Annotated in this window: 24 protein-coding genes; 20 read left to right on the top strand and 4 right to left on the bottom strand. The window is 58.4% G+C overall.

What is annotated here, in order from left to right; genetic code table 11:
* Positions 1-21: 21 nt before the first annotated feature.
* The 20 genes from LCM31_RS02440 to rsgA all read left to right on the top strand — a co-directional run bounded on the left by LCM31_RS02440 (position 22) and on the right by rsgA (position 17718).
* Positions 22-711 carry a MotA/TolQ/ExbB proton channel family protein gene (locus tag LCM31_RS02440; protein WP_224867253.1) on the top strand — a complete coding sequence of 230 codons (690 nt, stop codon included), beginning with the start codon at positions 22-24 and terminating at the stop codon, positions 709-711.
* On the top strand, positions 708-1145 hold the full coding sequence (locus tag LCM31_RS02435) for an ExbD/TolR family protein (RefSeq protein WP_224867251.1): 438 nt from the start codon (positions 708-710) through the stop codon (positions 1143-1145). Before LCM31_RS02440 ends, LCM31_RS02435 begins: the two co-directional genes overlap by 4 nt.
* 129 nt (positions 1146-1274) lie before the next feature.
* On the top strand, positions 1275-2078 hold the full coding sequence (locus tag LCM31_RS02430) for a heme/hemin ABC transporter substrate-binding protein (protein ID WP_224867249.1): 804 nt from the start codon (positions 1275-1277) through the stop codon (positions 2076-2078).
* Between the two features lie 147 nt (positions 2079-2225).
* Entirely contained in the window at positions 2226-3311 is a 1086-nt protein-coding gene (locus LCM31_RS02425; protein WP_224867247.1) for a FecCD family ABC transporter permease, read from the top strand.
* Positions 3312-3326: 15 nt separating this feature from the next.
* The gene (locus LCM31_RS02420; RefSeq protein WP_224867245.1) at positions 3327-4109 is read left to right on the top strand and encodes a heme ABC transporter ATP-binding protein; all 783 of its coding nucleotides are present in this window, start codon (positions 3327-3329) and stop codon (positions 4107-4109) included.
* A gap of 86 nt (positions 4110-4195) precedes the next feature.
* Entirely contained in the window at positions 4196-4696 is a 501-nt protein-coding gene (locus LCM31_RS02415) for an outer membrane beta-barrel protein (protein ID WP_224867243.1), read from the top strand.
* 341 nt (positions 4697-5037) lie between these two features.
* Complete coding sequence (gene glyA, locus LCM31_RS02410) at positions 5038-6303, top strand: serine hydroxymethyltransferase (RefSeq protein WP_224867241.1); 1266 nt, start codon at positions 5038-5040, stop codon at positions 6301-6303.
* Positions 6304-6657: 354 nt separating this feature from the next.
* Positions 6658-7755 carry an extracellular solute-binding protein gene (locus LCM31_RS02405; RefSeq protein WP_224867239.1) on the top strand — a complete coding sequence of 366 codons (1098 nt, stop codon included), beginning with the start codon at positions 6658-6660 and terminating at the stop codon, positions 7753-7755.
* 112 nt (positions 7756-7867) lie between these two features.
* The gene (locus LCM31_RS02400) at positions 7868-8326 is read left to right on the top strand and encodes a Fur family transcriptional regulator (protein ID WP_224867237.1); all 459 of its coding nucleotides are present in this window, start codon (positions 7868-7870) and stop codon (positions 8324-8326) included.
* Positions 8327-8462: 136 nt separating this feature from the next.
* Positions 8463-8942 carry a transcriptional regulator NrdR gene (nrdR, locus tag LCM31_RS02395; RefSeq protein ID WP_010131713.1) on the top strand — a complete coding sequence of 160 codons (480 nt, stop codon included), beginning with the start codon at positions 8463-8465 and terminating at the stop codon, positions 8940-8942.
* Complete coding sequence (gene ribD / locus LCM31_RS02390) at positions 8942-10075, top strand: bifunctional diaminohydroxyphosphoribosylaminopyrimidine deaminase/5-amino-6-(5-phosphoribosylamino)uracil reductase RibD (protein WP_224867235.1); 1134 nt, start codon at positions 8942-8944, stop codon at positions 10073-10075. Before nrdR ends, ribD begins: the two co-directional genes overlap by 1 nt.
* 43 nt (positions 10076-10118) lie before the next feature.
* Positions 10119-10781, top strand: coding sequence for a riboflavin synthase (locus tag LCM31_RS02385; RefSeq protein WP_224867233.1), 663 nt, complete (start codon positions 10119-10121; stop codon positions 10779-10781).
* A gap of 58 nt (positions 10782-10839) precedes the next feature.
* Positions 10840-11955, top strand: a complete 1116-nt coding sequence (ribBA, locus tag LCM31_RS02380; protein ID WP_224867231.1) for a bifunctional 3,4-dihydroxy-2-butanone-4-phosphate synthase/GTP cyclohydrolase II — start codon at positions 10840-10842, stop codon at positions 11953-11955.
* Positions 11956-12183: 228 nt separating this feature from the next.
* Positions 12184-12654 (top strand): 6,7-dimethyl-8-ribityllumazine synthase, encoded by a 471-nt coding sequence (ribH, locus tag LCM31_RS02375; RefSeq protein WP_010131707.1) that lies wholly within the window; start codon positions 12184-12186, stop codon positions 12652-12654.
* Between the two features lie 16 nt (positions 12655-12670).
* Entirely contained in the window at positions 12671-13111 is a 441-nt protein-coding gene (gene nusB, locus LCM31_RS02370; protein ID WP_224867230.1) for a transcription antitermination factor NusB, read from the top strand.
* A gap of 7 nt (positions 13112-13118) precedes the next feature.
* On the top strand, positions 13119-14111 hold the full coding sequence (gene thiL, locus LCM31_RS02365; RefSeq protein ID WP_224867228.1) for a thiamine-phosphate kinase: 993 nt from the start codon (positions 13119-13121) through the stop codon (positions 14109-14111).
* 21 nt (positions 14112-14132) lie between these two features.
* Positions 14133-14657 (top strand): phosphatidylglycerophosphatase A family protein, encoded by a 525-nt coding sequence (locus LCM31_RS02360; protein WP_224867226.1) that lies wholly within the window; start codon positions 14133-14135, stop codon positions 14655-14657.
* Between the two features lie 12 nt (positions 14658-14669).
* The gene (locus LCM31_RS02355; protein WP_224867224.1) at positions 14670-15311 is read left to right on the top strand and encodes a retropepsin-like aspartic protease family protein; all 642 of its coding nucleotides are present in this window, start codon (positions 14670-14672) and stop codon (positions 15309-15311) included.
* Between the two features lie 31 nt (positions 15312-15342).
* Positions 15343-15951 carry a GTP cyclohydrolase II gene (gene ribA, locus LCM31_RS02350; RefSeq protein ID WP_224867222.1) on the top strand — a complete coding sequence of 203 codons (609 nt, stop codon included), beginning with the start codon at positions 15343-15345 and terminating at the stop codon, positions 15949-15951.
* 639 nt (positions 15952-16590) lie between these two features.
* Positions 16591-17718 (top strand): ribosome small subunit-dependent GTPase A, encoded by a 1128-nt coding sequence (rsgA, locus tag LCM31_RS02345; RefSeq protein WP_224867220.1) that lies wholly within the window; start codon positions 16591-16593, stop codon positions 17716-17718.
* Positions 17719-17783: 65 nt separating this feature from the next.
* On the opposite strand, the gene LCM31_RS02340 is transcribed toward rsgA, so the two are convergent.
* The 4 genes from LCM31_RS02340 to LCM31_RS02325 all read right to left on the bottom strand — a co-directional run bounded on the left by LCM31_RS02340 (position 17784) and on the right by LCM31_RS02325 (position 24207).
* The gene (locus tag LCM31_RS02340; protein WP_224867218.1) at positions 17784-19574 is read right to left on the bottom strand and encodes a DUF885 domain-containing protein; all 1791 of its coding nucleotides are present in this window, start codon (positions 19572-19574) and stop codon (positions 17784-17786) included.
* A 447-nt stretch (positions 19575-20021) separates the two neighbouring features.
* Positions 20022-21953, bottom strand: coding sequence for a 1-deoxy-D-xylulose-5-phosphate synthase (gene dxs / locus LCM31_RS02335; protein WP_224867216.1), 1932 nt, complete (start codon positions 21951-21953; stop codon positions 20022-20024).
* Between the two features lie 198 nt (positions 21954-22151).
* Positions 22152-23867, bottom strand: a complete 1716-nt coding sequence (locus LCM31_RS02330; protein ID WP_224867214.1) for a Na(+)/H(+) antiporter subunit D — start codon at positions 23865-23867, stop codon at positions 22152-22154.
* Entirely contained in the window at positions 23860-24207 is a 348-nt protein-coding gene (locus LCM31_RS02325; RefSeq protein WP_224867212.1) for a hypothetical protein, read from the bottom strand. Before LCM31_RS02325 ends, LCM31_RS02330 begins: the two co-directional genes overlap by 8 nt.

The following is a 24207-nucleotide window of genomic DNA, read 5'->3' as shown; positions in this document are numbered from 1 at the left end:
ACGGAAATTTTTGAGATCGAAATGTTCGAGCACCTCTCCCTATCGGATTTTTTTATTCAGCTCGGCCTTATGCGTTGGCCCTTGCTTGTGGTGTCTGCGGTGGCTCTGGCGCTTCTTGGGGAGCGCCTGTGGTTTTTGTTGACCACCGGACACCGAGGGATTAGTGGTTCTTTCAAGCGTTTGCAGTGTTCCGATGAGAGTGGTCTCGACCGACTCGCGCTGGAATGCGAAACAGAACGGGCGCTGGCGAGCCAGGCAACCGTTTTGTTGTTACGGCACCGCAAGGTGGAAAAAAACCAGCGGGAAGAGATCGCCGCAGTCTGGCTGCAGGACCAGCGCCGCCGTTTGCACAGCGGACTTCGCCTGTTAATGGTGATCGGCATTATCAGTCCCCTGATGGGGCTGCTCGGTACCGTACTCGGGCTGATCGGAATGTTTGCCGGCCTTTCCGGCAGCAGCGAACCGGTGACGCCAGCGCTACTGGCCGACGGGCTGGGTATGGCTCTTAGTACAACGGCCGCAGGCCTCATCGTCGCGCTGCCGGCTATTGCCGGCGCACACCTGCTGGCCATCTGGAGCGACCGGGTGGTGGCGGACCTCGAGCATTTGTTTAACCGCGGCAACCTGTGGCTCGAAGGGCTGGACCCGTGTTGTAAAACCCCGGATACCTGCGTGCGCGATGTGGTGAATATTGCGGAGTCGGCCGCGTGATTCGCATCAGCCCGGAAAATTCGCGGCAGTTTTCCATGGCCAATCTGGCACCGGACCTGACGCCGCTGCTGGATATTATTTTTATCGTTCTGGTGTTTTTACTGCTGACCGCAAATACACGACTGGCATCGCTGCCAATGGATTTGCCGGCCAGCGAACACGCCGCCGCCATGCCTGCACACCCACTGACGATTTCTCTCTCCAATGATGGCCCCGAACTCTGGGGTATTGACGGCAAGGGGTTCCGTACGCACGCGGAATTCGAACACTCGTTGATGATCCTGTTGGCTGCGGAACCGGACCGGCCGGTGGCGCTGGCCTCCGACCGCAATGTTCCGGTGCAGCGGATGCTGGATCTGTTTGCGTTACTGCAGAAGCAGGGCGTGGAAGTGGCTGAGATTGCCTTGCAGCCTCTTACGCCGAGCGCGCCGTAAATACTGGCCTCGATAAACGGTGAACAAGAATTTTTCGACTGGATTTGCACTATGAATTTTCCGAAACCTTGTAATTGGAGATGGAAATGGAAACGCTCGCTCTCTCGTTTGTTCGGGGCTTCTGCACTGATGCTCGTCAGCAGTGTTGCCCTGGCGGTACCGGGGCGAGTGATTAGCGCGGGACACTCCATTACCGAACTGGTGCTTGCATTGGGTGGCGGTAACAATCTCATCGCGGTGGATTCCTCAACGCGTCTGCCGGCAGATTTTCGCCCGCTGCCGGTGGTTGGTTACTACCGGCATCTGCCGGCCGAGGGCCTGCTGGCACAGAATCCGCAATTGCTGGTGGGGGGCAATCATATGGGGCCGGCAAACACGTTGACCTTGCTGGAGAACTCCGGCGTGGAAATCGTGCAATTGCCTGAGGCGCAGAGTGGCGAACAGCTACTGGAAAATATTCAGCGACTGGGCGAGGTGCTGGGTAAGCCCGCAGAGGCGGTTACGCAAAGTGTCGAGGAGCAGTTGGCTTCTTTGGCACGTGCGCGCGCGACGCTAACACAACGACCGCGCATCCTGTTTGTGCGTGCGCAGAGTGGACGTGGCCTGAAGGCGGCTGGGACCGGCACCAGCCCGGACAGCCTGATTCGGCTGGCCGGCGGTACGAATGTCGTGACATTTGACGGTTACAAGCAGTTGTCCGACGAAGCACTGGTGGAATTGCGCCCGGACTGGATTCTGTTTTCGGATGATCAGGCGGAGCAGTTGCGCGATGGTGCTGAATTGCTGGTGTGGCAACCGCTGCTCAAGCTTACCCCGGCAGGAAAGCGAGCCGCATTTTTCGCGGTGGATGGCTACGCGTTACTGGGCGGTCTGGGGCTGGCCAGCCTGCGTGAGGCCAAAAAGCTGAACGATAAGATTTCCGTAGACCGGTAAGGTTGCTCCGGAGCGAGCGCAAGTCTGTTCTAAGGCCTGGGATAAGGCCCGTGATAAGGCCTGATGGAAGGCTTGATAGAAGGTATAGTGGCGGACATCGGGCAGCGCCCGTGTGCGCGAAGATGATCGAATTGAGGTATCTGTCCTGTGGAGTTTCGCCTGAGTGATAAAAGCCTGCTGCCAGTGCTGACCGCACTGCTGTTGCTGGGGAGTGGCCTCTCTCTGGCGGTGGGTGCTATGCATATTACCTGGCAAGACGTGGTAGCAGGATTACTGCACTGGAGCTGGCCGGGTGCTCTGGACCTGGATGTGCCGGACCAGTACGCCCTGGTTCTCGGTGAGATCCGCCTGCCGAGGTTGCTGCTTGGCCTGATTGTGGGCGGCACCCTGGGTATGTGTGGTGCGGTGTTGCAGGGCATGTTCCGCAACCCGCTGGCGGAGCCCGGCATTATCGGAGTTTCCTCGGGCGCCGCGGTGGGCGCGGGCACTGTGCTGGTATTTGGCAGTGTGCTCGCCGGTACTCTCGGTGCTTTCGATACTTTCGGCTCTTGGGCGGGCACTTTGTTTGAACAGGTGCAGTGGTTCCTGTTGCCGGTTTTTGCCAGCGCGGGTGCAATCCTGGCTACCTGGCTGGTGTATGTCCTGGGTGACCGCGGGCGCTCGGTGGTAATGATGCTGCTCGCCGGTATTGCGGTTTCTGCCCTGGCCGGAGCCGTACTTGGCATGTTCGCCTACGTGGCGACCGATACCGCGCTGCGGGATATGACCATGTGGCAGCTGGGCTCGCTGGCAGGGGCTAGCTGGACCTCGGTGCTGGTCACCGGGTGTATCTTTATTGCCAGTAGCGTCCTGCTCTGGCTGCGCGCCGGCGATCTTAACGCCCTGTTGCTGGGAGAGTCTGAGGCCCGTCATCTGGGGGTGGATGTGCATGGCCTGAAGCGCCAGATCATTGTGCTGAATGGCATCGCCGTGGGTGCTGTGGTTTCGGTATCCGGCATCATCGGGTTTGTCGGCTTGGTGGTCCCACATATCGTGCGCCTGCTGCGCGGGCCGGACCACCGCTTTTTGATTCCCTACAGCGCACTGCTCGGCGGTTTGTTACTGACCGTGGCGGATACCATTGCACGCAGTGTGTTTGCGCCGGCGGAATTGCCGGTGGGAATCCTCACCGCCATTATCGGGGCACCTTTCTTCCTGTTCCTGCTGTGGCAGCAGCGCCGCCAGATCGTTTAAGGGGGAGGAGTCAACGTGTTGTTAGAAATCTCAGATCTTTCGATTCGCTACCCGCGCGCGGAATCGCCGCTGCTGGAACATATCTCCCTGAACTTCCATTGTGGCGAAGTGACTGCGCTGCTCGGCCCCAATGGCAGTGGCAAGACGTCACTGTTACGCGCAATTAGCGGGGAACTGGATTACGCCGGGCATATTCAGCTGCTCGGCCGCCCTCAGGCTGACTGGTACCGCTCTCAAAAGGCGCGCAGGGCCCTTGCACGCCGCTACGGTCTGCTGGCACAGCACTCCAATCTGAATTTTGCGTTTACCTGCCGCGAAGTCGTGCAGCTCGGCCTTGGGCCCGGCAGTCTGTCGCGAGCCGAGCAGGAAACCCGCATCCAGCACTATATGCAGTGTGCCGACGTGTGGCATCTGCGCGATCGCCTGTTTCCCAGCCTGTCTGGCGGGGAGAAGCAGCGGGTGCAGTTGGCCCGCGTGCTGTCGCAGCTCAGCCTCGCTGACCCCGGCGACGAAAAGATCCTGCTGCTGGATGAGCCCACCTCCGCCCTCGACCTCAAGCACCAGCATGATGTACTGGCGCTGGCCCGGGAAGTGGCCGATGACAAGACCGCGGTGATCGCAGTACTCCACGACCTCAACCTCGCTGCCCGCTATGCCGATCGCATGGTGATGCTGGCACAAGGCCGTATCCAGGCCGACGGCACGCCCGCTGACTTGCTGCAGCCGGCTTTGATCGAGCAGGTTTACGGTTACCGTGGCCAGCTGGTGGACCTGACCGGGTTTAGCGCACTGCTGTAATAGCGTGTAATTGCGCGGGGCTGTTGGCGCCAAAATTCATGCAGTAGAATTCGCGCTCCAAAAATCATAAGCATTTGAAGGATTGAATGATGAAGCAAGTTTTGGCTGCGTTGGCCCTGTTGGGATGCGCAATGGGTGCTCAGGCTACAGAAGGTGGTTACTTTGGTGGCGTTGCCGGCCTGATGGATGCAGATATCAGTGGCGATAGCCCGTTCAATGCGGGTTTTCGCGCCGGATACAATTGGGCAAACGGCTTTGGTGTGGAAGGTGAATACACTACGTCAGTGGTGGATGGTGAGTTTCGCTTACGCAATTCCTGGGTGGACATAGAGGCTGACTACAGCATTTCGACTTTTGGTGCGTACGCAACCTACCGCAGTCAGGGCGACATCTATTTCAAGGGGCGTTTGGGCTATTTGAACGAAAGTGTCGACTTTGGTGATGATGCTAATGGTAGCGAGTCTGGCCTGTCCGCGGGCCTGGGTCTTGGTTTGTCTTTATCCGAGGCCGTGAATTTCGAGGCCGAATACACCGTGGTTGAGGAAGACGTGGATTTCTGGTCCGGCTCCTTGGTGTTTCGTTTCTAAGGCGGAAGCTGAGTTTTTGCCAGCTGGCAGCTGCAGGTTTTGGGTATCTGACCTGCGGTATTTCGGAACGCGGTCTTCGGGCCGCGTTTTGCGTTTTTGGTGCCTGCGACTTGCCTCGCTGCTTTCAGTAGCTGTCTACCAGGCGGCGGGGGGGCAAACACCCACTTGAGCGAATTTACAGCCCGAATTGAAATTGTTTCATGTGCACCCTTTGCGCTGCAGCGCCTCCCTTGGTGTACAATGCGCCGCTTTCTGGGGGCGGGCCGGTCAAAACGGGTCGGTATTTGCCCTTGTCGAGATTATGCTTGCGCGATTCGCGCCTTATCATCCGAGGGAATACCATGTTTGATAAATCCGTCACCCTTTCTTCATACGACCCGGATGTGTGGTCTGCCATCCAGGACGAAGACCGCCGCCAGGAAGAGCACATCGAGCTGATCGCCTCGGAGAACTACACCAGCCCGCAGGTGATGGAAGCTCAGGGTACCAAGTTGACCAACAAGTACGCCGAAGGTTATCCCGGCAAGCGCTACTACGGTGGCTGTGAGTACGTCGACAAGGTAGAAGCCCTGGCCATCGAGCGCGCCAAAGAGCTGTTCGGTGCCGACTACGCCAACGTGCAGCCGCACTCCGGCTCCCAGGCGAACGCCGCGGTATACCAGGCACTGTGCGCCCCGGGTGACACCGTACTGGGTATGAGCCTGGCCCACGGTGGCCACCTGACCCACGGCGCCAAAGTGAACTTCTCCGGCAAGATCTACAACGCGGTGCAGTACGGCCTGAACGCCGAAACCGGTGAAGTGGATTACGACGAAGTTGAGCGCCTGGCGCTGGAACACAAGCCGAAGATGGTCGTTGCCGGCTTCTCCGCTTACAGCCGCATCATGGACTGGGCGCGTTTCCGCGAAATCGCCGACAAGGTAGGCGCCTACCTGATGGTCGACATGGCGCACGTAGCCGGTCTGGTCGCCGCGGGCGTATACCCGTCTCCGGTTCCCCACGCAGACGTGGTGACCTCCACCACCCACAAAACCCTGCGCGGTCCGCGTGGCGGCATCATCATTGCCAAGGCCAATGAAGAGATCGAGAAGAAGCTGAACAGCGCGGTATTCCCGGGCGGCCAGGGCGGCCCGCTGATGCACGTGATCGCGGCCAAAGCGGTTTCCTTCAAGGAAGCCATGAGCCCCGAGTACAAGGATTACCAGCAGAAGGTTGTTGAAAATGCGCGCGCGATGGCAGAGACCTTCCTCGACCGCGGTATCAACATCGTTTCCGGCGGTACCGACGACCACCTGATGCTGGTGGACCTGATCGGCAAGGAGTACACCGGTAAGGATGCGGACGAGGCCCTGGGCAACGCCAACATCACTGTAAACAAGAACGCGGTACCGAACGACCCGCGCTCCCCGTTCATCACCAGCGGTCTGCGAGTCGGCACCCCGGCCATTACCACGCGCGGTTTCGGTGTGGAAGAGACCAAGCAGCTCACCAACTGGATCTGTGATGTGCTGGACGCGCTGGAGAAGGGCGATGCGGCCGCAACCATCGCCGATGTGAAGGCGAAAGTGCTCAATATTTGCGCGAAGTTCCCAGTTTACAAAGGCTGAGATCTAGCAATTTCGTATCAAAAAGGCTCCTTTTAAGGGGTCTTTTTTCTTTGTTTGGCAATTAAGTTAAAAAATTATCTCGACGGACTGTAAAACAGACTGCGGATTCTGTTTTAATACGCGCCCTCTAAAACCGAAGTGAACTTCGGGTCTGTATGTTTGCGCCCTTCGGCGCAGTATTTGCTGAGTGTTTTGGCGGCATCAGGGAAGTGTTGCTGATTAACGGTCTGCGCAAGCGACCGGTACTTTCGGGTCCGAGCGGTTTCAGGATTCGAGGCTTTGCACATGTGGCGGGAGTGCCGCGGCGAAGCACTGAAGCCACCGCGCAGCAGGGCTGCGGAGCGAGAGTAAAGCATGCGTCCAGTATCCAATTTGTTGGTCACCCTGACCGCCGTTTTTGCCTTCAGCCTGGCTGCCCAGGCGCGCGAGTTGCACTTTGCCAACTGGTCGGAATCGATCGCCGAAGACACCATTGCCGATTTTGAGGCCGCTACCGGCATCAAGGTGCATTATTTTGAATTCGACGATATCGAAGAGCTCGAAGAGGTTTGGCTAAACCAAGGCCGCCGCTTTGATGTGATCGTTCCGGGTTCGGATAACCTCCCCAAATATATTGCCTCCGGCCAGCTGCAGAAACTAGACCGCGACCGTATCGACAATTGGTCCCAAAACGACCCCAAGTTCATGCAGCGCCTGGCTCTGTTTGACCCGGGTAATGATTACGCGATGCCTTACCTGTGGGGCACCGTGGGCATCGGCTATAACGTGCAGGCAGTAGAGAAGGCCTTTGGTGGCACCCTGCCGGAAGACAGCTGGGGCCTGCTGTTTGACCCAGAAAACCTGGGTAAGCTCGACCACTGCAACGCGACGCTGATGCGCTCGCCGGAAGAAATCTTTGACGTTGCGCTCAAATATCTGGAGAAAGACCCCAACTCCATGAGCATTGCCCACCAGTACATGGTGGCCAACTTGCTATCCAAGGTACGCTTGCATATTACCGACTTCGACTCCGGTGAATACGTGGAAGACCTGGCCAGTGGCAAGCGTTGCATTGCCCACGCCTGGAGCGGTGATGTTCTCGTCGCCCAGCAGATGGCTGAAGAGGCGGGCAAGAACTTTGATATCCGCTATGTGATGCCGAAAGAGGGCTTCCCGCTGTGGATCGATGTGGTTGCCATGCCGTCCGATGCGCGGGATGTTGACGCCGCTTACCAGTTCCTCAACTACCTTATGCAGCCCAGTGTCATTGCTAATATCAGTAACGAAACCCAGTACGCCAATGCGAATATGGCGGCGCAGGATCTGGTTGATCCGACCTTGCTGGGTAATCCGGCCGTTTACCCGCGTCCGCAGGAACTCGAGCGCACCTGGATTCCGGCGGCTACCAAGTCCCGCATACTCGCCCTGCGCCACAAGTTGTGGCAGCGGATTATTGAGCGCGAAAATCTCTAACCGAGGGCTTCAGGCTCGATGGGCGGTCTTGTATCGCCCGCGAACCCGGGGCGGATTTTAGCCAATTTGTCAGTGGTGTTAGAATCGATGGCCTTGCAGATTGGAGCCTCGAATGAAGCAGACTCAGGTTGATCAGGTCATGCAGCGTGCCAGCGAGCGCTGTAGTGAAAATGGCGTGCGTTTTACCGAAAAACGCCAGAGCATCCTGAGGCTATTGCTGAAGTCGCCCGCTCCGCTTTCCGCCTACGAAATCGTCGATCTCTACCGGGAAGAAACTGGTGAGACCATCCAGGGGATGTCCGTCTACCGGATGCTGGATTTTCTGGTGGAGAATGCCCTGGCGCACAAGTTGGTCTCCGCCAACAAATTTGTCGCCTGCTCGCATATCGCCTGCCACCACGAGCATGAGACTCCGCAGTTTTTGATTTGTGAAGGCTGTGGTGCGGTGAAAGAAATCGCAGTTAAGGGCGAGGTGGTAAAAACCCTGCGCAAAGGCGCCGCTGACGCGGGTTGGCAATTGCTGAGCCCGGCGCTGGAGCTGCCCTGTCTCTGCGATCAGTGCGCCGCCTAGCAGAACCTATCTCTGACCCCTGTCGATTTCCTTGCCCAGAACTCGGCTCTGCGCGTGCCCCTCATTGGGCCCGAATAGCGGGGAAATAGCACTTATGTGTTAAACTGCGGCCCACTTTTTCGAGGGCCCTCTCCCCATGCACTGTCCCTTCTGCAGCGCAGATGAAACCAAAGTCGTAGATTCCCGCCTGGTTGCCGATGGCGACCAGGTACGCCGTCGTCGTGAGTGCCTGCAGTGCCACGAGCGCTTCACCACCTTTGAGACTGCCGAACTGCTCCTGCCCCGCGTGGTGAAGCAGAATGGCCATCGCGAGCCCTTCAATGAAGATAAGCTGCGTGCAGGTATTCAGCGCGCGGTAGAAAAGCGCCCGGTGAGTACCGAGCGGGTGGAAGCGGCGGTCGCCCAGATCAAGCACTCCCTGCAGGCCACCGGCGAGCGCGAGCTGCCCGCGCGGCATATCGGCGAGCTGGTGATGGAGCAGCTGCGTGAGTTGGATCAGGTGGCGTTCGTGCGGTTTGCCTCCGTATACCGCCGTTTCGAGGATGTCAGCGATTTCAGTGACGAGATTGAACGCCTGAACACGCCCCACGAGAAATCACCGGGGGAGGTCAAGTAATGGCCTATAGCCCCAGCGAGTTGATGGCCCGCGCTGTTCAGTTGGCCGAGCGCGGCCTCTACACCACCATGCCCAACCCCCGTGTTGGCTGTGTGATCGCGGATGTTGACGGCAATATTGTCGGTGAGGGCTGGCACAAGCGTGCCGGTGAGCCCCATGCGGAAATCGAAGCCCTGCGGGATGCCGGTGAGCAGGCGCGCGGCAACATTGCCTACGTCACCCTGGAACCCTGCAGTCACACTGGTAAAACCGGTCCCTGCGCCGATGCCCTGATCACCGCTGGCGTGGCCAAGGTGGTGTTCGGTATGGAAGACCCCAACCCCAGTGTCAGTGGCAACGGGTTACAAAAACTGCGCGATGCGGGCATTGAAGTGGAGGGCCCATTGCTGGAAGAATCCTGCCGGGCGCTGAATCCCGGGTTCATCAAACGCATGACCCTTGGATTGCCCCTGGTGCGCAGCAAGTCTGCCATGAGCATTGATGGCCGCACCGCCATGGCCAGTGGCGAGTCCAAATGGGTTACCGGCCCGGCGGCGCGAGCGGATGTGCAGGCGCTGCGCGCACGCAGCTGTGCGGTGGTCACCGGTGCGGATACGGTGCGTTACGACAACCCGAATATGAATGTGCGCCCGGAAGAGATGGCGCTGCCGGCGGAGCTGGCCGCAGCTTCCGCAGAGAAGCAGCCGTTGCGGGTCATCGTCGATAGCCAGCTGCGCACTCCCGCCAAGGCCTTTATTTTGCAGGGGGGCGCCCCCACATTGGTGATCACAACGGATGCCGCGGAGCCTGAGCGCGGTGCTCGCCTGGAAAAGGCCGGTGCCGAGGTACTGGTGCTGCCTGCCGATAAAGAAGGCCGTGTGCATCTGGGGGCACTATTGAAGGAACTCGCCCGTCGCGAGTGCAATGAGGTGCTGATCGAGAGTGGCGCGACCCTTTCCGGCGCCTTTATGTACCAGGGCCATGTGGATGAAATCATCGTTTACATGGCGCCCAAGATACTTGGCTCCAGCGCCCGGCCGCTGTTTGAGCTGCCAATCGAGCGTATGGGCTCCATGCTGCCCATCACCATTACCGATATGCGGGCGGTTGGCCACGACTGGCGCATTACCGCGACCACCGATATCGAGCGCTAGCCGCCGGTGGGGGTTAGCAACAGGTAGTTAAAAGGTAACTGATTTGTTTACTGGAATCGTTGAAGCCGTAGGTGAGATCGTTGCCCTTCAGCCGAAGGACGGCGACCTGCGCCTGCGAATAAAGACCGGCAAGCTCGACCTGTCCGACGTCAAGCTGGGCGACAGTATCGCGACCAATGGCGTCTGCCTGACCGTGGTCGACCTGCCTGGCGATGGCTACTGGGCCGATGTGTCCGCAGAAACCCTTGCCGTCGCCACCCTGCAGGGCTGGAAACTCGGTGACAAAGTGAACCTGGAAAAGGCGCTCACGCCGCAGACCCGCCTCGGTGGGCATATGGTGAGCGGCCACGTTGATGGCATTGGTGAAGTTGTCTGGCGCAAGCCCGCTGCCCGCGCCGAGCAGTTCCGCCTGCGCGCACCGGCAGAGCTGGCCAAATACATTGCTCACAAGGGCTCAATCACCATCGATGGCACCAGCCTCACCGTAAACGCAGTGGATGGCGCGGAATTCGAACTCACCATCGTGCCGCACACCATCGCAGAAACGGTGATTGGCGGTTATCAGGCTGGCACCAAGGTGAACCTGGAAGTCGACCTGATTGCGCGCTACCTGGAGCGGCTACTCTTGGGGGATGCCGCGGCGGAGCCGAAGAGCGATGGGCTGACCATGGAATTCCTCGCCCAGCATGGCTTTTACAAGGCCTAAAGCGAAAAGACATAAATGTACGGGTCCCAAAGGCACCGACGACAATATTGAGAGAGTTATGGAACTGAATAGCGTTGAAGAACTGATCGACGATATCCGTCAGGGCAAAATGGTTATCCTGATGGACGACGAAGATCGCGAGAACGAGGGTGACCTCGTCATCGCCGCCGAACAGGTGCGCCCGGAAGACATCAACTTTATGGCTACCCACGCCCGCGGCCTGATCTGCCTGACCCTGACCGGCGACCGCTGTGAACAGCTCGACCTGCCGCTGATGTCCCGTGACAATGGCGCCCAGTTCAGCACCAACTTCACCGTCTCTATCGAAGCTGCCGAAGGCGTTACCACCGGTATCTCCGCCGCCGACCGTGCCCGCACCATCCGCGCTGCCGTTGCCCGCAACGCCAAGCCGTCCGATATCGTGCAGCCCGGCCACATCTTCCCGATCAAGGCCCAGCCCGGTGGTGTACTGAGTCGCGCCGGCCACACCGAAGCCGGTTGTGACCTGGCTCGCCTGGCGGGTTTCGAGCCCGCCGCCGCCATCGTCGAGATCATGAACGAAGACGGCACCATGGCCCGTCGCCCGGACCTGGAAAAGTTCGCCAAGCAGCACAACCTCAAAATCGGCACCATCGCCGACCTGATTAACTACCGCGCCCTCAATGAAAAAACCGTTGAGTGCGTAAACGAGCGCCGTGTGCATACCGAGTTTGGAGAATTCAAACTGCGCACTTACCTCGACAAAGCGCGCCGCGAACGCCACTTCGCTTTCAGCCTTGGCGAGTTCAATCCGGAAGAACCGACGCTGGTACGCGTACACGTGGCCAGCACCCTGCGCGACGTATTCAGCCTGCGCCGCGGTGACGAAAAGTACGAACCCTGGACCTTCCGCAGTGCGCTGAAAAAGGTCAAGGAAGAGGGCAAGGGTGTTGTGGTAGTGATTTGCCACAACGAAACCACCGATGAAATTGAAGAGAGTATCGACTGGTTGATCAGCGGCAAGCAACAGCGCCCGAGCCAGGATCTGGTGTACAAGCAGGTAGGTACCGGCTCACAAATTTTGCGTGATCTGAAAGTGCGCAAAATGCGTTTGATGAGTGCGCCGTTCAAGTTCAGCGCAATTTCCGGTTTCGATCTGGAAGTTGAAGAATATCTGAACGCGGAAGAAATTTAGGAAAACATGGGGTTTAAGACCCCGTATTTTTGAATCGAAGGCGGAGGGCCGGGTATAAGTTTTCAGGAGCGTCGCAAACAGGAAGTTTGCGCCGCAGCGCCCTGGGATGGATTCACAGGGGGCGCCCAGCTCGGTCCTGAAAACTTATACCCGGTGCTCCGCCGCCACTGCTCTAGGGCCAAAGAGATACCAAGGGCTCAAAGTGGAAAACAGAAACGGAAAGAGACCATGAGCAAGATCAAAGTTATCGAAGGGGATTTCGTAGGCAGCACCGGTAAGTACGCGCTGCTGGTGAGCCGCTGGAACAGCTTCGTTGTAGAAAGCCTGAAAGACGGCGCGCTGGACACCCTGCGCCGCAAAGGCATCAAGGAAGAAGACATCACCATTTACTACGCCCCGGGTGCTTTCGAATTCCCGCTGGCCGCGCAAAAAATTGCCCAGAGCAAAAAGTTTGACGCAGTTATTGCACTGGGTGCGGTGATCCGCGGCGGTACCCCGCACTTCGAATACGTAGCTGGCGAATGTACCAAAGGCCTTGCCCAGGTATCCATGGACACCGGCATCCCTGTGACCTTCGGTGTTCTCACCGTAGACTCCATCGAGCAGGCCATCGAGCGCTCCGGCACCAAAGCCGGCAACAAAGGCTGTGAAGCCGCGGAAACCGCCCTCGAAATGGTTTCCCTGCTGGGCAAAATCTAAACCGGACTGAATTGAAATGACCGTAACCGCATCTGCCCGCCGCAAGGCTCGCCACTACGCCATGCAGGCCCTGTATCAGTGGCAAATGGCTGGCTCCAACTTGAATACTATCGAAGCCGAGTTTCGTACCGACAACGATATGAGCAAAACCGACGTGCCGTACTTTCACGAGTTGCTGCATGGCGTGGCGAAAAACCTCGACGAGATCGAAGGTATTTATACCGAATACCTGGACCGCGACGTCGAAGAGCTCGACCCGGTGTCTCGCGCGCTGCTGCGCATGTCCACCTTCGAGCTGAAGAACCGTATCGACGTGCCCTACAAGGTCGTGATCAACGAAGCCGTTGCCCTGGCGAAAAAGTTTGGCCCCACCGATGCTTTCAAGTTTATTAACGGTATTCTCGACAAGGTTGCAGCGAAAGAGCGCAGTGTCGAAGTAAAGGCCGATAAGGGCTAAATTGCGCATGCCCGGCCCCGGTGAATTTGAACTGATTCGGGAGTACTTTTCCTCCCGCTTTCAAACCGAGGGCCAGCCCAATTCTGGCGCTCAGGGTTATGCAAACCAGAGCGTGGTGTTGGGTATTGGCGACGACTGCGCGCTGCTGAATCCCCCCACCGGTAAAATTCTCGCCACCAGTGTGGATACCCTGGTGGCGGATGTGCATTTTCCTGCAAGCGCTGATCCCTTCCGTATCGGCAGCCGCGCGCTGCGCGTCAATCTTTCGGATCTCGCCGCGATGAACGCGGAACCTCTGTGGTTTACGCTTGCGCTGACGTTGCCTGAGAGTAGCCCCGATTGGTTAGAGCCGTTCGCACGCGGACTTGCGGCGACGGCGCACGCGTATGGAATAACGCTGATCGGTGGTGACACAACCAAGGGGCCGTTGTCGATCACCATTCAGGTCACTGGTGCCTGTGACGCGCCACTGCGGCGCGATGGCGCGAGTGCTGGCGATCGCATTTTTGTGTCCAATACGCTGGGTGCCGGCGCAGCCGCATTGCCCATTGTGCTGGGCGAAATCGACGGCAGTCTCGCGCAGCAACAGCAACAGCAACAGCAAAGCGAGGCGGCCTATTATTTCCCGGAGCCGCAATTCGCGGTGGCCCGAGCCATTGGCGAATACGCCAGTGCCGCACTGGATATTTCGGACGGCCTGCTGGGGGATCTCGGGCATATCTGTGAGGCCAGTGGTCTCGGTGCCGAGCTGGATCTGGAGCGTTTGCCGATAGCGCCACTGGCGCAGAGTGTAAAAGGCGAGCGCGCCCTGGAAACCGCGCTCACCGGCGGAGACGACTACCAGCTCTGCTTTACGATCCCCGAGCAGCATTTAAGTGCATTGGGGGCACTGCAGCTGCCGATTACGGCCATCGGTCGCATGACTGCGGAAAGCGGGGTGCGCTGTCGATTGCATGGCGTGGGCTGGCAGCCCAGCGGCACCAGTTTCCAACACTTTTAAGCGGTGGAGAATAACAACATTATGAGCACCAATTCGACGGCAACACCGCCCCCTACACCGAAGCCCACGCCCACCATGGCCGAACTTCTGCGCAGCCCGGTGCTGTTTCTCGCGTTTGGGTTTGGTTCCGGCCTTGCCAAAAAGGCACCGGGGACTTTCGGTACCCTCGCGGCGGTTCCACTCTGGTATGGACTGCAGTTTCTGTCGCCGCTGGCCTACCTGGCGGTACTTGTTATCACCTTTGTCGTGGGTTGCTACCTGTGTGGCGCCGCGTCCAAGAAGCTCGGTGTGCACGACCACGGCGGCATCGTGTGGGACGAATTTGTCGGCTACTGGCTCACTATGTTTATGGCCCCGGCGGGCTGGCTGTGGGCCCTGTACGGATTTGTCCTGTTTAGAATTTTCGATATCACCAAACCCCCGCCCATCGGCTGGGCTGACCGCCGTGTGCATGGTGGTCTGGGGATCATGCTGGACGATATACTGGCAGGAATTTACGCCGCGCTGGTGTTGCAGGGCACGGCTTATTTGATTCACACACTCTGAGGCGGGATGCCCATGACGCTGCGCGGTCTATTCATACTCGCTGTCACGCTGCTGGTGCCAGTCATTGTCAGTGCACAGGAAGTGCGTTTGCAGGCCATTTTCGGCACCAGCGCCATGTTTGAGGTGAACGGCAAGCAGCGCCTGCTGAAGTCCGGCAAAACCTCGCCAGAGGGCGTGACCCTGGTGTCGGTGACCAGTGAGCATGCGCTGGTGCGTATTGATGGGCGGGAACAGAAACTGACCCTGGCGGCGCCGGTGGCGGCAAACTATGCCAAGGCCCAGCGCGCCGAAGTGCGTCTGAATCCGGACAGCCGCGGCCATTACAGCACCACGGCGTGGATTAATGGGCGCCGTGTGAATGTGATGGTGGACACCGGTGCCACCAGCATCGCGTTTAATTACCCCACGGCAAAAAGCCTGGGGCTGGACCTGTCGCGGGCGAGGCCCATGACGGTTTCTACCGCCAGCGGCGTGGAAAAAGCGTACAGGCTGCAACTGGCGAGCGTCACCATCGGTGGCATCACTGTGCACAACGTAGAGGCTACCGTACTGGGTAGCGATTTTCCCAGTGTGACACTGCTGGGCAACAGTTTTTTGAGTCGCGTGGATATGCAGCAGCAGGATGGACTGTTACTGCTGCGCGCGCGCAATTGATGACGATTTTGATGGATCGCGAGGTATCAGCTTGACCATTCGCTATGTGGAATCTTCCAAACTGCCAACTTCTTGGGGCATGTTTGAGATGCACGGTTTCGAGGAAGTGGAAAACGGCAAGGAGCACGTTGTCCTGAGCATGGGGGATCTCGACACCGATGCGCCGGTGCTGGCTCGTATTCACTCCGAGTGCCTGACCGGCGATGCGCTGTTTTCCCTGCGCTGCGACTGCGGTGCCCAGTTGCAATATGCATTGCATCGTATTGCCACCGAGGGCCGTGGTGCGGTGTTTTACCTGCGTCAGGAAGGTCGCGGCATTGGTTTGTTGAATAAGATTCGTGCCTACCATCTGCAGGACGCGGGCGCCGACACCGTTGAGGCGAATGAGCAGCTCGGCTTCGGTGCGGATATGCGGGATTACTCGATCCTGAAGCCGATGATTGATCACCTGGGCATCAAGTCGATACGCCTGATGACAAACAATCCACGCAAAGTAAAAGCGCTGCGGGATCTCGGCGTAGATGTGGCCGAGCGGCTTCCACACCAGTCCGGGCGTAACCCGCACAACGTCAATTACCTTTCCACTAAAAAGGGCAAGCTGGGGCACTTGTTTGACGGCGATGAAAACCCTGATAAGTGATCGCTCGCGCGGACTTTGCCAGGTGGAAGCAGGTGACTGCGAGTAGTTTTCGTTGTCACAAACCTTTCATAAAAGCGTTATGTAAAGGAAACGGGAAAACGCCAATCTATAGGCGAGCAAGACACTGATCCCGCGCAAAGCTCAGGAAGAGCAAGCGATGCACCTAAGGACTGCGGAATCGTCAAAGGTGTCTATACTCGTACTTATCTGATCGCTGAAGGTCGAGAAAGGTGATGTACCGTCAGCGCTACGATATAGAAAGCCGGCTTTTGCCGGCTTTTGTTCGTTCTGTGGGTGGGAAAATATTTCTGGCGCCGGCATTACGCTTTTGGCGTGTAAGCAAGGCCCATTGGTCCGCGGCTGTTGCAGTTACTTCCTAGGCCTGTTAAGTTGTACGAAATTTCACCAGCAGGGAATGGTTCATGAGTGTATCCAATTTCCGCCGGACCAGCTGCGACTGATATTTCCGTTTCCAGTCCCTCTGCCCGGCAAGTTCCTATTGTCGGGTTTCGTTTATTCCATCGAAACCCCACCTGATCGTGCCCAGACATTGTGTTCTGCGGCCAAATCATACGTGCCCGCAGCCTCTTCCTGAGTGAGAAAGAGTGATGTGGCGGGCACCACTGAGGGTTTAGGACATTGAGTAAATCCCTGATTTCACGTCGCCCAACATTTCGGCGTGGCGCCTCTGCAGCGGGCGCAAAAATACCTGCAACTAGCGTATCCCCACTCCAGCAGCTGGGTTGGAAGCCCTTTTTTCAGCAGCAGCTGAGTCTCGACGAACTGAACAACTGCCAGCCGGTGAAGGTGATGGCGGTACATCGCAGCCAGATCGAAGTATCCGGCGAGTCGGGAGAGGAGAGCGTATTGGTCAGCGGCGCACTGTTTGAAGATGCGGCAGAGCGTCCCACGGTTGGCGACTGGCTGCTGCTGGCACGCGACAGCCGCAAGCCTGTACGCCGGCTGGAGCGCAGTAGTCTGTTCAAGCGCATGGCACCGGGTGCCAAGCAGGTTCAGCTGATCGCGGCCAATGTGGATAACGTACTGATCGTTTCCTCCTGTAACCAGGACTTTAACCTGTCGCGGGTGGAGCGTTATCTGGCGTTGGTGAAGGAAGCGGGTTGTCGCGCCTGTCTGGTGCTGACCAAGGCGGATCTGGATGAGAACCATGATCGGTTCCACGAGGCGCTCAAGGGGCATAGTGACCTGCCTGTGGAATTGATAAATGCTCTGGATAGCGCAAGTGTTGCGCCGCTGCGGGAGTATTGTCAGAGTGGCGAGACACTGGCTTTGCTCGGTTCCTCCGGGGTGGGCAAGTCCACCCTGTTGAACAGCCTTGCGGGAACCGAACTAGCGGCAACCGGTGGTATTCGTGAAGACGACAGCAAGGGGCGCCATACCACCCGTCATCGCGCGCTCTATCCGATCGTGGATGGGGGGCTGATTCTGGACAGTCCGGGTATGCGCGAGCTGGCACTCGCGGATATCCGTGAGGGGCTGGAGGCGACCTTTGCGGACATCACTGCGCTGTCGGACAAGTGTCGCTTCGCGGATTGCGCTCACGAATCTGAGCCGGGCTGCGCAGTGCAGCGGGCGATCGACACCGGTGAGCTGGATGCGCGTCGCCTGCACAACTGGCGCAAGCTGGAGAGGGAAGTGGCTCGCAATAGCAAAACGCTGGCGGAGTCGAGGGCGGCTGACCGTTCGTTGAGTCAGCTGTACCGCTCGGTACAGAACCATGCGCGTGCCAATAAAAACCGCACATGATGTTCGCACTGACTTCTGTTCAGCACAAAAAAGGCCGCGTTTGCGGCCTTTTTTTGTCTGAGAAATTAGTTGAGCGCTGCCTGTCCTGCCGACTCATCCGCTGGGGTGGTCTGGCTCAGGCTGCCCCCTTGGGATTCGATCCAACGGTTCATACGTGTCTCGAGTAAATTAAGCGGCAAGGCGCCGGCGCCCAACAGTGCGTCATGAAACTGGCGGATATCAAAGTTATTGCCGAGAGCTTCCTCCGAGCGTGCGCGGATTTCCAGAATTTTCAGCTGTCCAACTTTGTAGGCAAGCGCCTGTCCCGGCCATACCAGGTAGCGATCGATTTCCACCACCACATCATGCTCGGGCTTGGCACTGTTATCCATGAAGTAGCGAATGGCTTCGTCGCGGCTCCAGCCCAGCTGATGCATACCGGTATCGACCACCAGGCGCACCGCGCGCCACATGTCGTAGGTCAGCGCACCGAACTCACTGTAAGGGTCCTGGTACAGGCCGAGGTCGTAACCGAGGCTTTCGGAGTAAAGTCCCCAGCCTTCCACGTAACCGGTATACATTTTGGTGCGACGCAGCGGGTGAATATCCTGCTGTTCCTGCGCCAGTGCAATCTGCAGATGGTGCCCGGGGACGGCCTCGTGCACGGTCAGCGCTTCCATTTCCCAGATGGGACGGCTTTTCAGGTTGTAGGTATTGGCGAAGAATACCCCGGCGCGCCCGGTTTCCATGGAGCCCGGCTGGTAATAGGCGGTGGTCTGGGATTTCTCCGAGTACTCCGGAATCCGTTTAATACCGTAGGGCAATCTTGGCAGCGTGCGGAACAGCGCGGGGATTTCACCATCAATGCGCTTGGCAATATCCCGGTACTGCTTCAGAAGGTCTTCACGGGTTACGTGATAGAACTGCGGGTCGTTGCGCAGGAAATCGGTGAACGCCTTGAAGTCGCCGTCGAAGCCCGTCTTTTCAATAATCGCATCCATCTGTGCGCGAATGCGGCGCACCTCTTCGAGACCGATCTGGTGAATTTCTGCCGGGCTCAGGTCCGTGGTGGTCTGCTCGCGCACCTTGTACGCATACCAGCGGATCCCGTCGGCGTTTTTGGTAAATGCGGTTTCGGTGCTCGCCTGTGGGATATATTCCCGCTCCGCAAATTCGGCGAGGCGCTGCCAGTTTGGCACCAGCGACTTGCGATAAATATTATGTGCCCGCGTACGCAGTCTGTTCTTGCGCGTCTCGGCAATGCTCGCAGGCATATTATTGAATGCCTTGAGCAGTGGGCTCTGCGCCGGGTCTTGCGGAATCAGTGCGCGAATCTGGCCGGGCAGGTCACGCAGAGTGATTTGTGGTGGCGTGAGCTTCTGCTCAAGGCCAAGCTCCATCAGTATCTTGGTCTGCTCGATCAAGCCCGGCAGCTTGTCGAGGCGCGCAAGAATATCTTCATAGTCCGCAGCGGTGCGCTTGGGCATCGCATTCAAGACTGCGGGCACACTGCGCTGGATACCGCTCATATGGTTGATCGGCAGCAGGTGCTCGGGGAACTGGTAGCCGCGTACCTCTAACAACAGGTCTTGGTACAGCAGCTGATAGTCGAGCTTTTCGCTATCGCTGAGCTTGTCTTCGTTTAACTGGCGACTGGTTGCCAGCAGCTTGCGCGTCTGGCCCTTGCGGCGCTCGATACTCTTGAGGGATTGATCGGTCCAGTCGCGCTCCACGCCGGGGTAGCCCTGATAGGTCGCATTCTCTGGATAGCTTTCCATGATCCAGCGGTAGCGAAGGTCCTGCAGCGCGCTTAGCTTTTCGCTGGCGCCAGTTTTCGGCAGCGCCTTCATGGCTTTGTCGAAGTCACGTTGCTCCATTGCCTGTGAACTCGCGCTCACGAGTAGGATTAACGCAGATAATCCGAGATTTTTTGCGCGAAGGACATTTTTTATGGTTTTAGTTAGGGACATTTAACTACCTGTCTCTATTTTATTTTGCGTGTATTCGAGGCGCTTAACGTCGATGCTAAGGCAGAGCGCAGGGTGGAGCTTTTGGAAACCGTCGCAAACAGGGATGTTTGCGACGGAGCGTACAGGGATGTATTCACAGCGGTTTCCAAAAGCTCCACCCTGTGATCTGCCGCCACCAAGCTAATTCGAAGAACCCTTCTGGAGCATGGTGGCGGTCAAGCACCGGGTATTCGTTTTCAAAACCGCTGTGAATACGTCCATGTACGCTGCATCGGCGACATCCCTGTCGCCGACGCTTTTGAAAACGAATACCCGGCACTTGACCTTCGATTCGACTACTATGCGCGTTGCTGTTTAAATCGCCGCCGCTTGCCCGTTTGACTGCGCCCGATGCATCTGGCTCTGGCGTTTGCGAATTTGTTCTTCGATGCCCTTGGCGTCGAGGCCAATTTCTGCGAGCAGCTTTGGATGCTTGCCGTGTTCGATAATTTTGTCGGGTAATCCCAGCTGCAACAGCGGTACCGGGATGATGCGTTGATTCAGGTATTCCGATACCGCACTGCCGGCACCACCAGCGATGGTGTTTTCTTCCAGCGTGACCAGCAAATCGTGGCTGTCCGCTAGTCGGTCGATCAACTCTTCGTCCAGCGGTTTCACCCAGCGCATATCTACCAGAGTCGCGCCGAGTTTTTCTGCCGCTTCACGGGCCGGCGCCAACAAGGTACCGAAACTCAGGATCGCTACATTGCTGCCTTCCTGCACAACGCGCCCTTTGCCTACAGGCAGGGCGGTCATGTCTTTTTCAATCTCGATGCCGGGGCCGGTACCGCGCGGGTAGCGCACGGCGGATGGGCCATTGTGCTGATAAGCGGTGTAGAGCAGCTGGCGGCACTCATTCTCGTCCGACGGCGCAGCGATGACCAGGTTTGGCAGGCAGCGCATAAAGGTCAGGTCGAAGCTGCCGGCATGGGTCGGGCCGTCCTCACCGACGAGGCCGGCGCGATCGATGGCAAAGGTCACGTCCAGATCCTGGATCGCAACGTCGTGCACCATCTGGTCGTATCCGCGCTGCAGGAAGGTCGAGTAGATGGCCACCACCGGCTTCTGCTGTTCACAGGCGAGGCCCGCTGCCAGGGTTACGGCATGTTGCTCGGCGATGGCCACATCGTGGTAGCGCTCCGGGAAGCGCTCGGCAAATTCCACCATGCCGGAGCCTTCACACATAGCCGGGGTGATAGCCACCAGCTTGTCGTCCTGCTCGGCCATATCACACAGCCACTGGCCGAAGATGTCCTGGTACTTGGGGCCTTTCTTCTTCGCGGTTGCGGCCGCTTCGGGCGATACCGCGACCTGCACCTTGGGCTCCGGTTCCAGCTTGTTCAGCGCGTGGTAACCCACCGGGTCCTCTTCCGCAGGGCCAAAACCCTTGCCCTTGGTGGTGACTACATGCAGCAGTTGCGGCCCTGGCTGATTGCGCAGGTTGCGCAGGGTATGCACCAGGTCCTGCATGTTGTGGCCGTCCAGCGGGCCCACATAGTTAAAGCCCAGCTCCTCAAACAGCGTGCCGGGGGTAATCATGCCCTTTACGTGCTCTTCGGTGCGGCGTGCCAGCTGCCATGCCTTGGGGATAGCCGACAGGATCTTGCGGCTGCCCTCGCGCATGTTCAGGTAGGTCTTACTAGCGAGAATGCGCGCGAAGTAGGTGGCGAGGCCGCCCACGTTCTTGGAGATCGACATGCGGTTGTCATTCAGCACCACCAGCATGTCTTTGCCGGTGTGCGCGGCGTGGTTCAGGGCTTCAAATGCCATACCCGCGGTCATGGCGCCATCGCCAATTACGGCGACAACCTTGCGCTCGTCGGGGGAACCCAGCGCCATGCCCAGTGCGGCACTGATGGAGGTGCTGGAGTGGCCGACGCCAAAGGTGTCGTAGGGGCTTTCGCTGCGCTTGGGGAAGCCGGACAGGCCGCCCTGCTGACGCATGCTGAGCATCTGCTCGCGGCGGCCGGTAAGAATCTTGTGTGGATAAGTCTGGTGGCCAACATCCCACACCACACGGTCTTCCGGGGTGTTGTAGATGTAGTGCAGAGCGATGGTGAGCTCAACTACGCCGAGACCGGCGCCAAAGTGGCCGCCAGTCTGGCCTACGCAGTAGAGCAGGTATTCACGTAATTCGCTTGCCAGTTCTGGCAGTTGTTTTTCCGACAGGGCGCGCAACTGGGCTGGCTCATCAATCTGGTCGAGCAGCGGCGTCTGCGGGCGCTGGCGGGGGATCTCGTCGAACATCAAGGGTCCTGAATCGGGCAGCCCCAGGCGCCGCACGCTTACGCGAAGTCGAATCGGCGGCCTAAGGTATCAATTGCAACTGATATAAGAAGGGAATTGTATGCCCCTCGCGGGGAGATTGCATCCTGCGCGGCGCACGTCTCCCCGGTCAATCGTTACCTCGCAATCTCACAGAGCCCTGTAGACCCCCGCATCCCCTTACAGCCACCCCAGTACCAGGTAGATACCCAGCAACAGCACCACACCGGCCACCATGCTGCCGGTGAGCCAGTTGCGGGCCATGATGCCGTCGGCGCGGTGGTGGTTGGCCACCCCTTCCACCAGGCGCGCCACACCGCCAACCGCGGCACTGCGCAGGCGGTTGTCCAGCGCAAACAGGCGGTTGAACAGGCCGCGCAGGGCATCCGGTACCAGCCGGCGGTAGATCCACTCCACATCCAGGTTTACCGAAGGCAGTTCCGGCGGGTACAGGTGGCGCAGGTTCAGCCATACGAACGCGAGTGCGGAGAAGAACAGCAGTTGCAGCTGGGTCAGTACATGGGTGACGTCGTAGGGGGTGTACGAGATGTCGTAAGGCAGCAGGCTATACAGCGCCTGTGGATAAACGCCGATGATCAGGCACAACGCTGCCGCGATGCTCATGGCGATCAGCATATTCACCGGCGGCTCGCGTGCCGGCAGCTTGGCGTCGTGAGCAAAGAAGGCGAAGTAGGGAATCTTGATCCCCGCATGGTGGAACACACCCGCGGAGGCGAACAGCAGGATCAGCCATACCCAGTCGTAGCCGTTCTTGATCGCCGCACTCATCACCATGGACTTACTGACGAAACCGCTGAACAGGGGGAAGGCGGAGATGGAGGCGGCACCAATTATGCACAGCACCGTGGTTTTGGGCATCTTCTTGTAGAGGCCGCCCAGTTCCGAGCCGTTGATCTTGCCGGTGACATGCAGCACCGCACCCATGGACATAAACAGCAGTCCCTTGAAGATCACGTCGTTAAACGCGTGGGCCACGGCGCCATTGATCGCAAGTGAGGTGCCGATGCCAATGCCCACCACCATAAAGCCCAGCTGGTTGATCAGGCTGTAGGCCAGCACCCGGCGCAGGTCGTTTTCGATCACCGCATAGAAAATCGGGAAGCAGGCCATGGTGGCGCCGATGTAAACCAGTAACTCGGTGCCGGGGTAGGCCCGTGCCAGCGCATACACCGCTACCTTGGTGGTGAACGCGCTCAGGAAGACCGTGCCGGTGGGGGTGGATTCGGGGTAGGCGTCGGTAAGCCAGTTGTGGAAAAACGGGAAGGCGCACTTGATGCCGAACGCGAGGAAGATCATCCAGCTCGCGGGGTTGTCGAGGACGTTGCCGTCGAGCCCGATCTGATCGAACTCCAGGGTGCCATGAGTCTGGCCGTAAAAGATGATTCCGCCGAGTAGCAGCAACCCGGAGAGGATGTGCAGGGTGAAGTAGCGCAGCCCCGCTACATAGGCGCGGCCACTGCGGCGTGCCCACACCAGGAATACCGAGGTCAGCGCCAGCAGTTCCCAGAAAATAAACAGGGTCAGCAGGTCCCCGGCAAACACCGCCCCGAGGGCGCTGCCCGCATAGAGCATGCTGGCCACTTGTTGCAGGGTGTCGCGCACATGCAGGGCATAGATTACCGAGATAAGTGCGGCAATATGGAACAGGTAACCAAACAGCAGACTCAGCTTATCGGCTTTAAACAGCAGTAAATTGAAATCGAGAATGGCGTAGTGGCCAAACTCAATACCTGCTCCGCCGGTGCCCAGCAGCCACAAATTGGCGAGGCCAACTACAGGTACCGCGATAAACAGTACCGCGCGCATCCAGCCGCGCAGAAACAGCCCGAGCGCAGCAGCGATAAAGAACGGAATAAACGGGGCAACTTCAAACACGCTGATGCCCTCCGTTCACAGAGGTGTTGGTGTCTTCATGAGATAACGCATCAATGCCATCACTGTCATCGCTGTTGAAGTCGGTCAGTTCACGTTTGTCGTAATAGTCTTCCGGACGCATCAGGAAAGTACGCATCCATTTCGCCGCAAACACCAGGATCACACAGCCGACAAAGCCGTAGATGGGGTAGAAGCCGGGCAGGCCCTCAAAGCGAAACTCGGTGTGGCGATGCACGACAAAATCCGCCGCAAACAGCAGGGCGCAGATAACGTAGAACACCCGCAGCATATTGCGGATGTTATTTGGATTGTCGAAGAAATCCTGTTTTTCACCACTCAT

Origin of the sequence: Microbulbifer agarilyticus (assembly GCF_020171345.1) — a bacterium.
Lineage (GTDB): Bacteria > Pseudomonadota > Gammaproteobacteria > Pseudomonadales > Cellvibrionaceae > Microbulbifer > Microbulbifer agarilyticus_D.
This window is presented reverse-complemented; position numbering and strand designations above follow the sequence as displayed.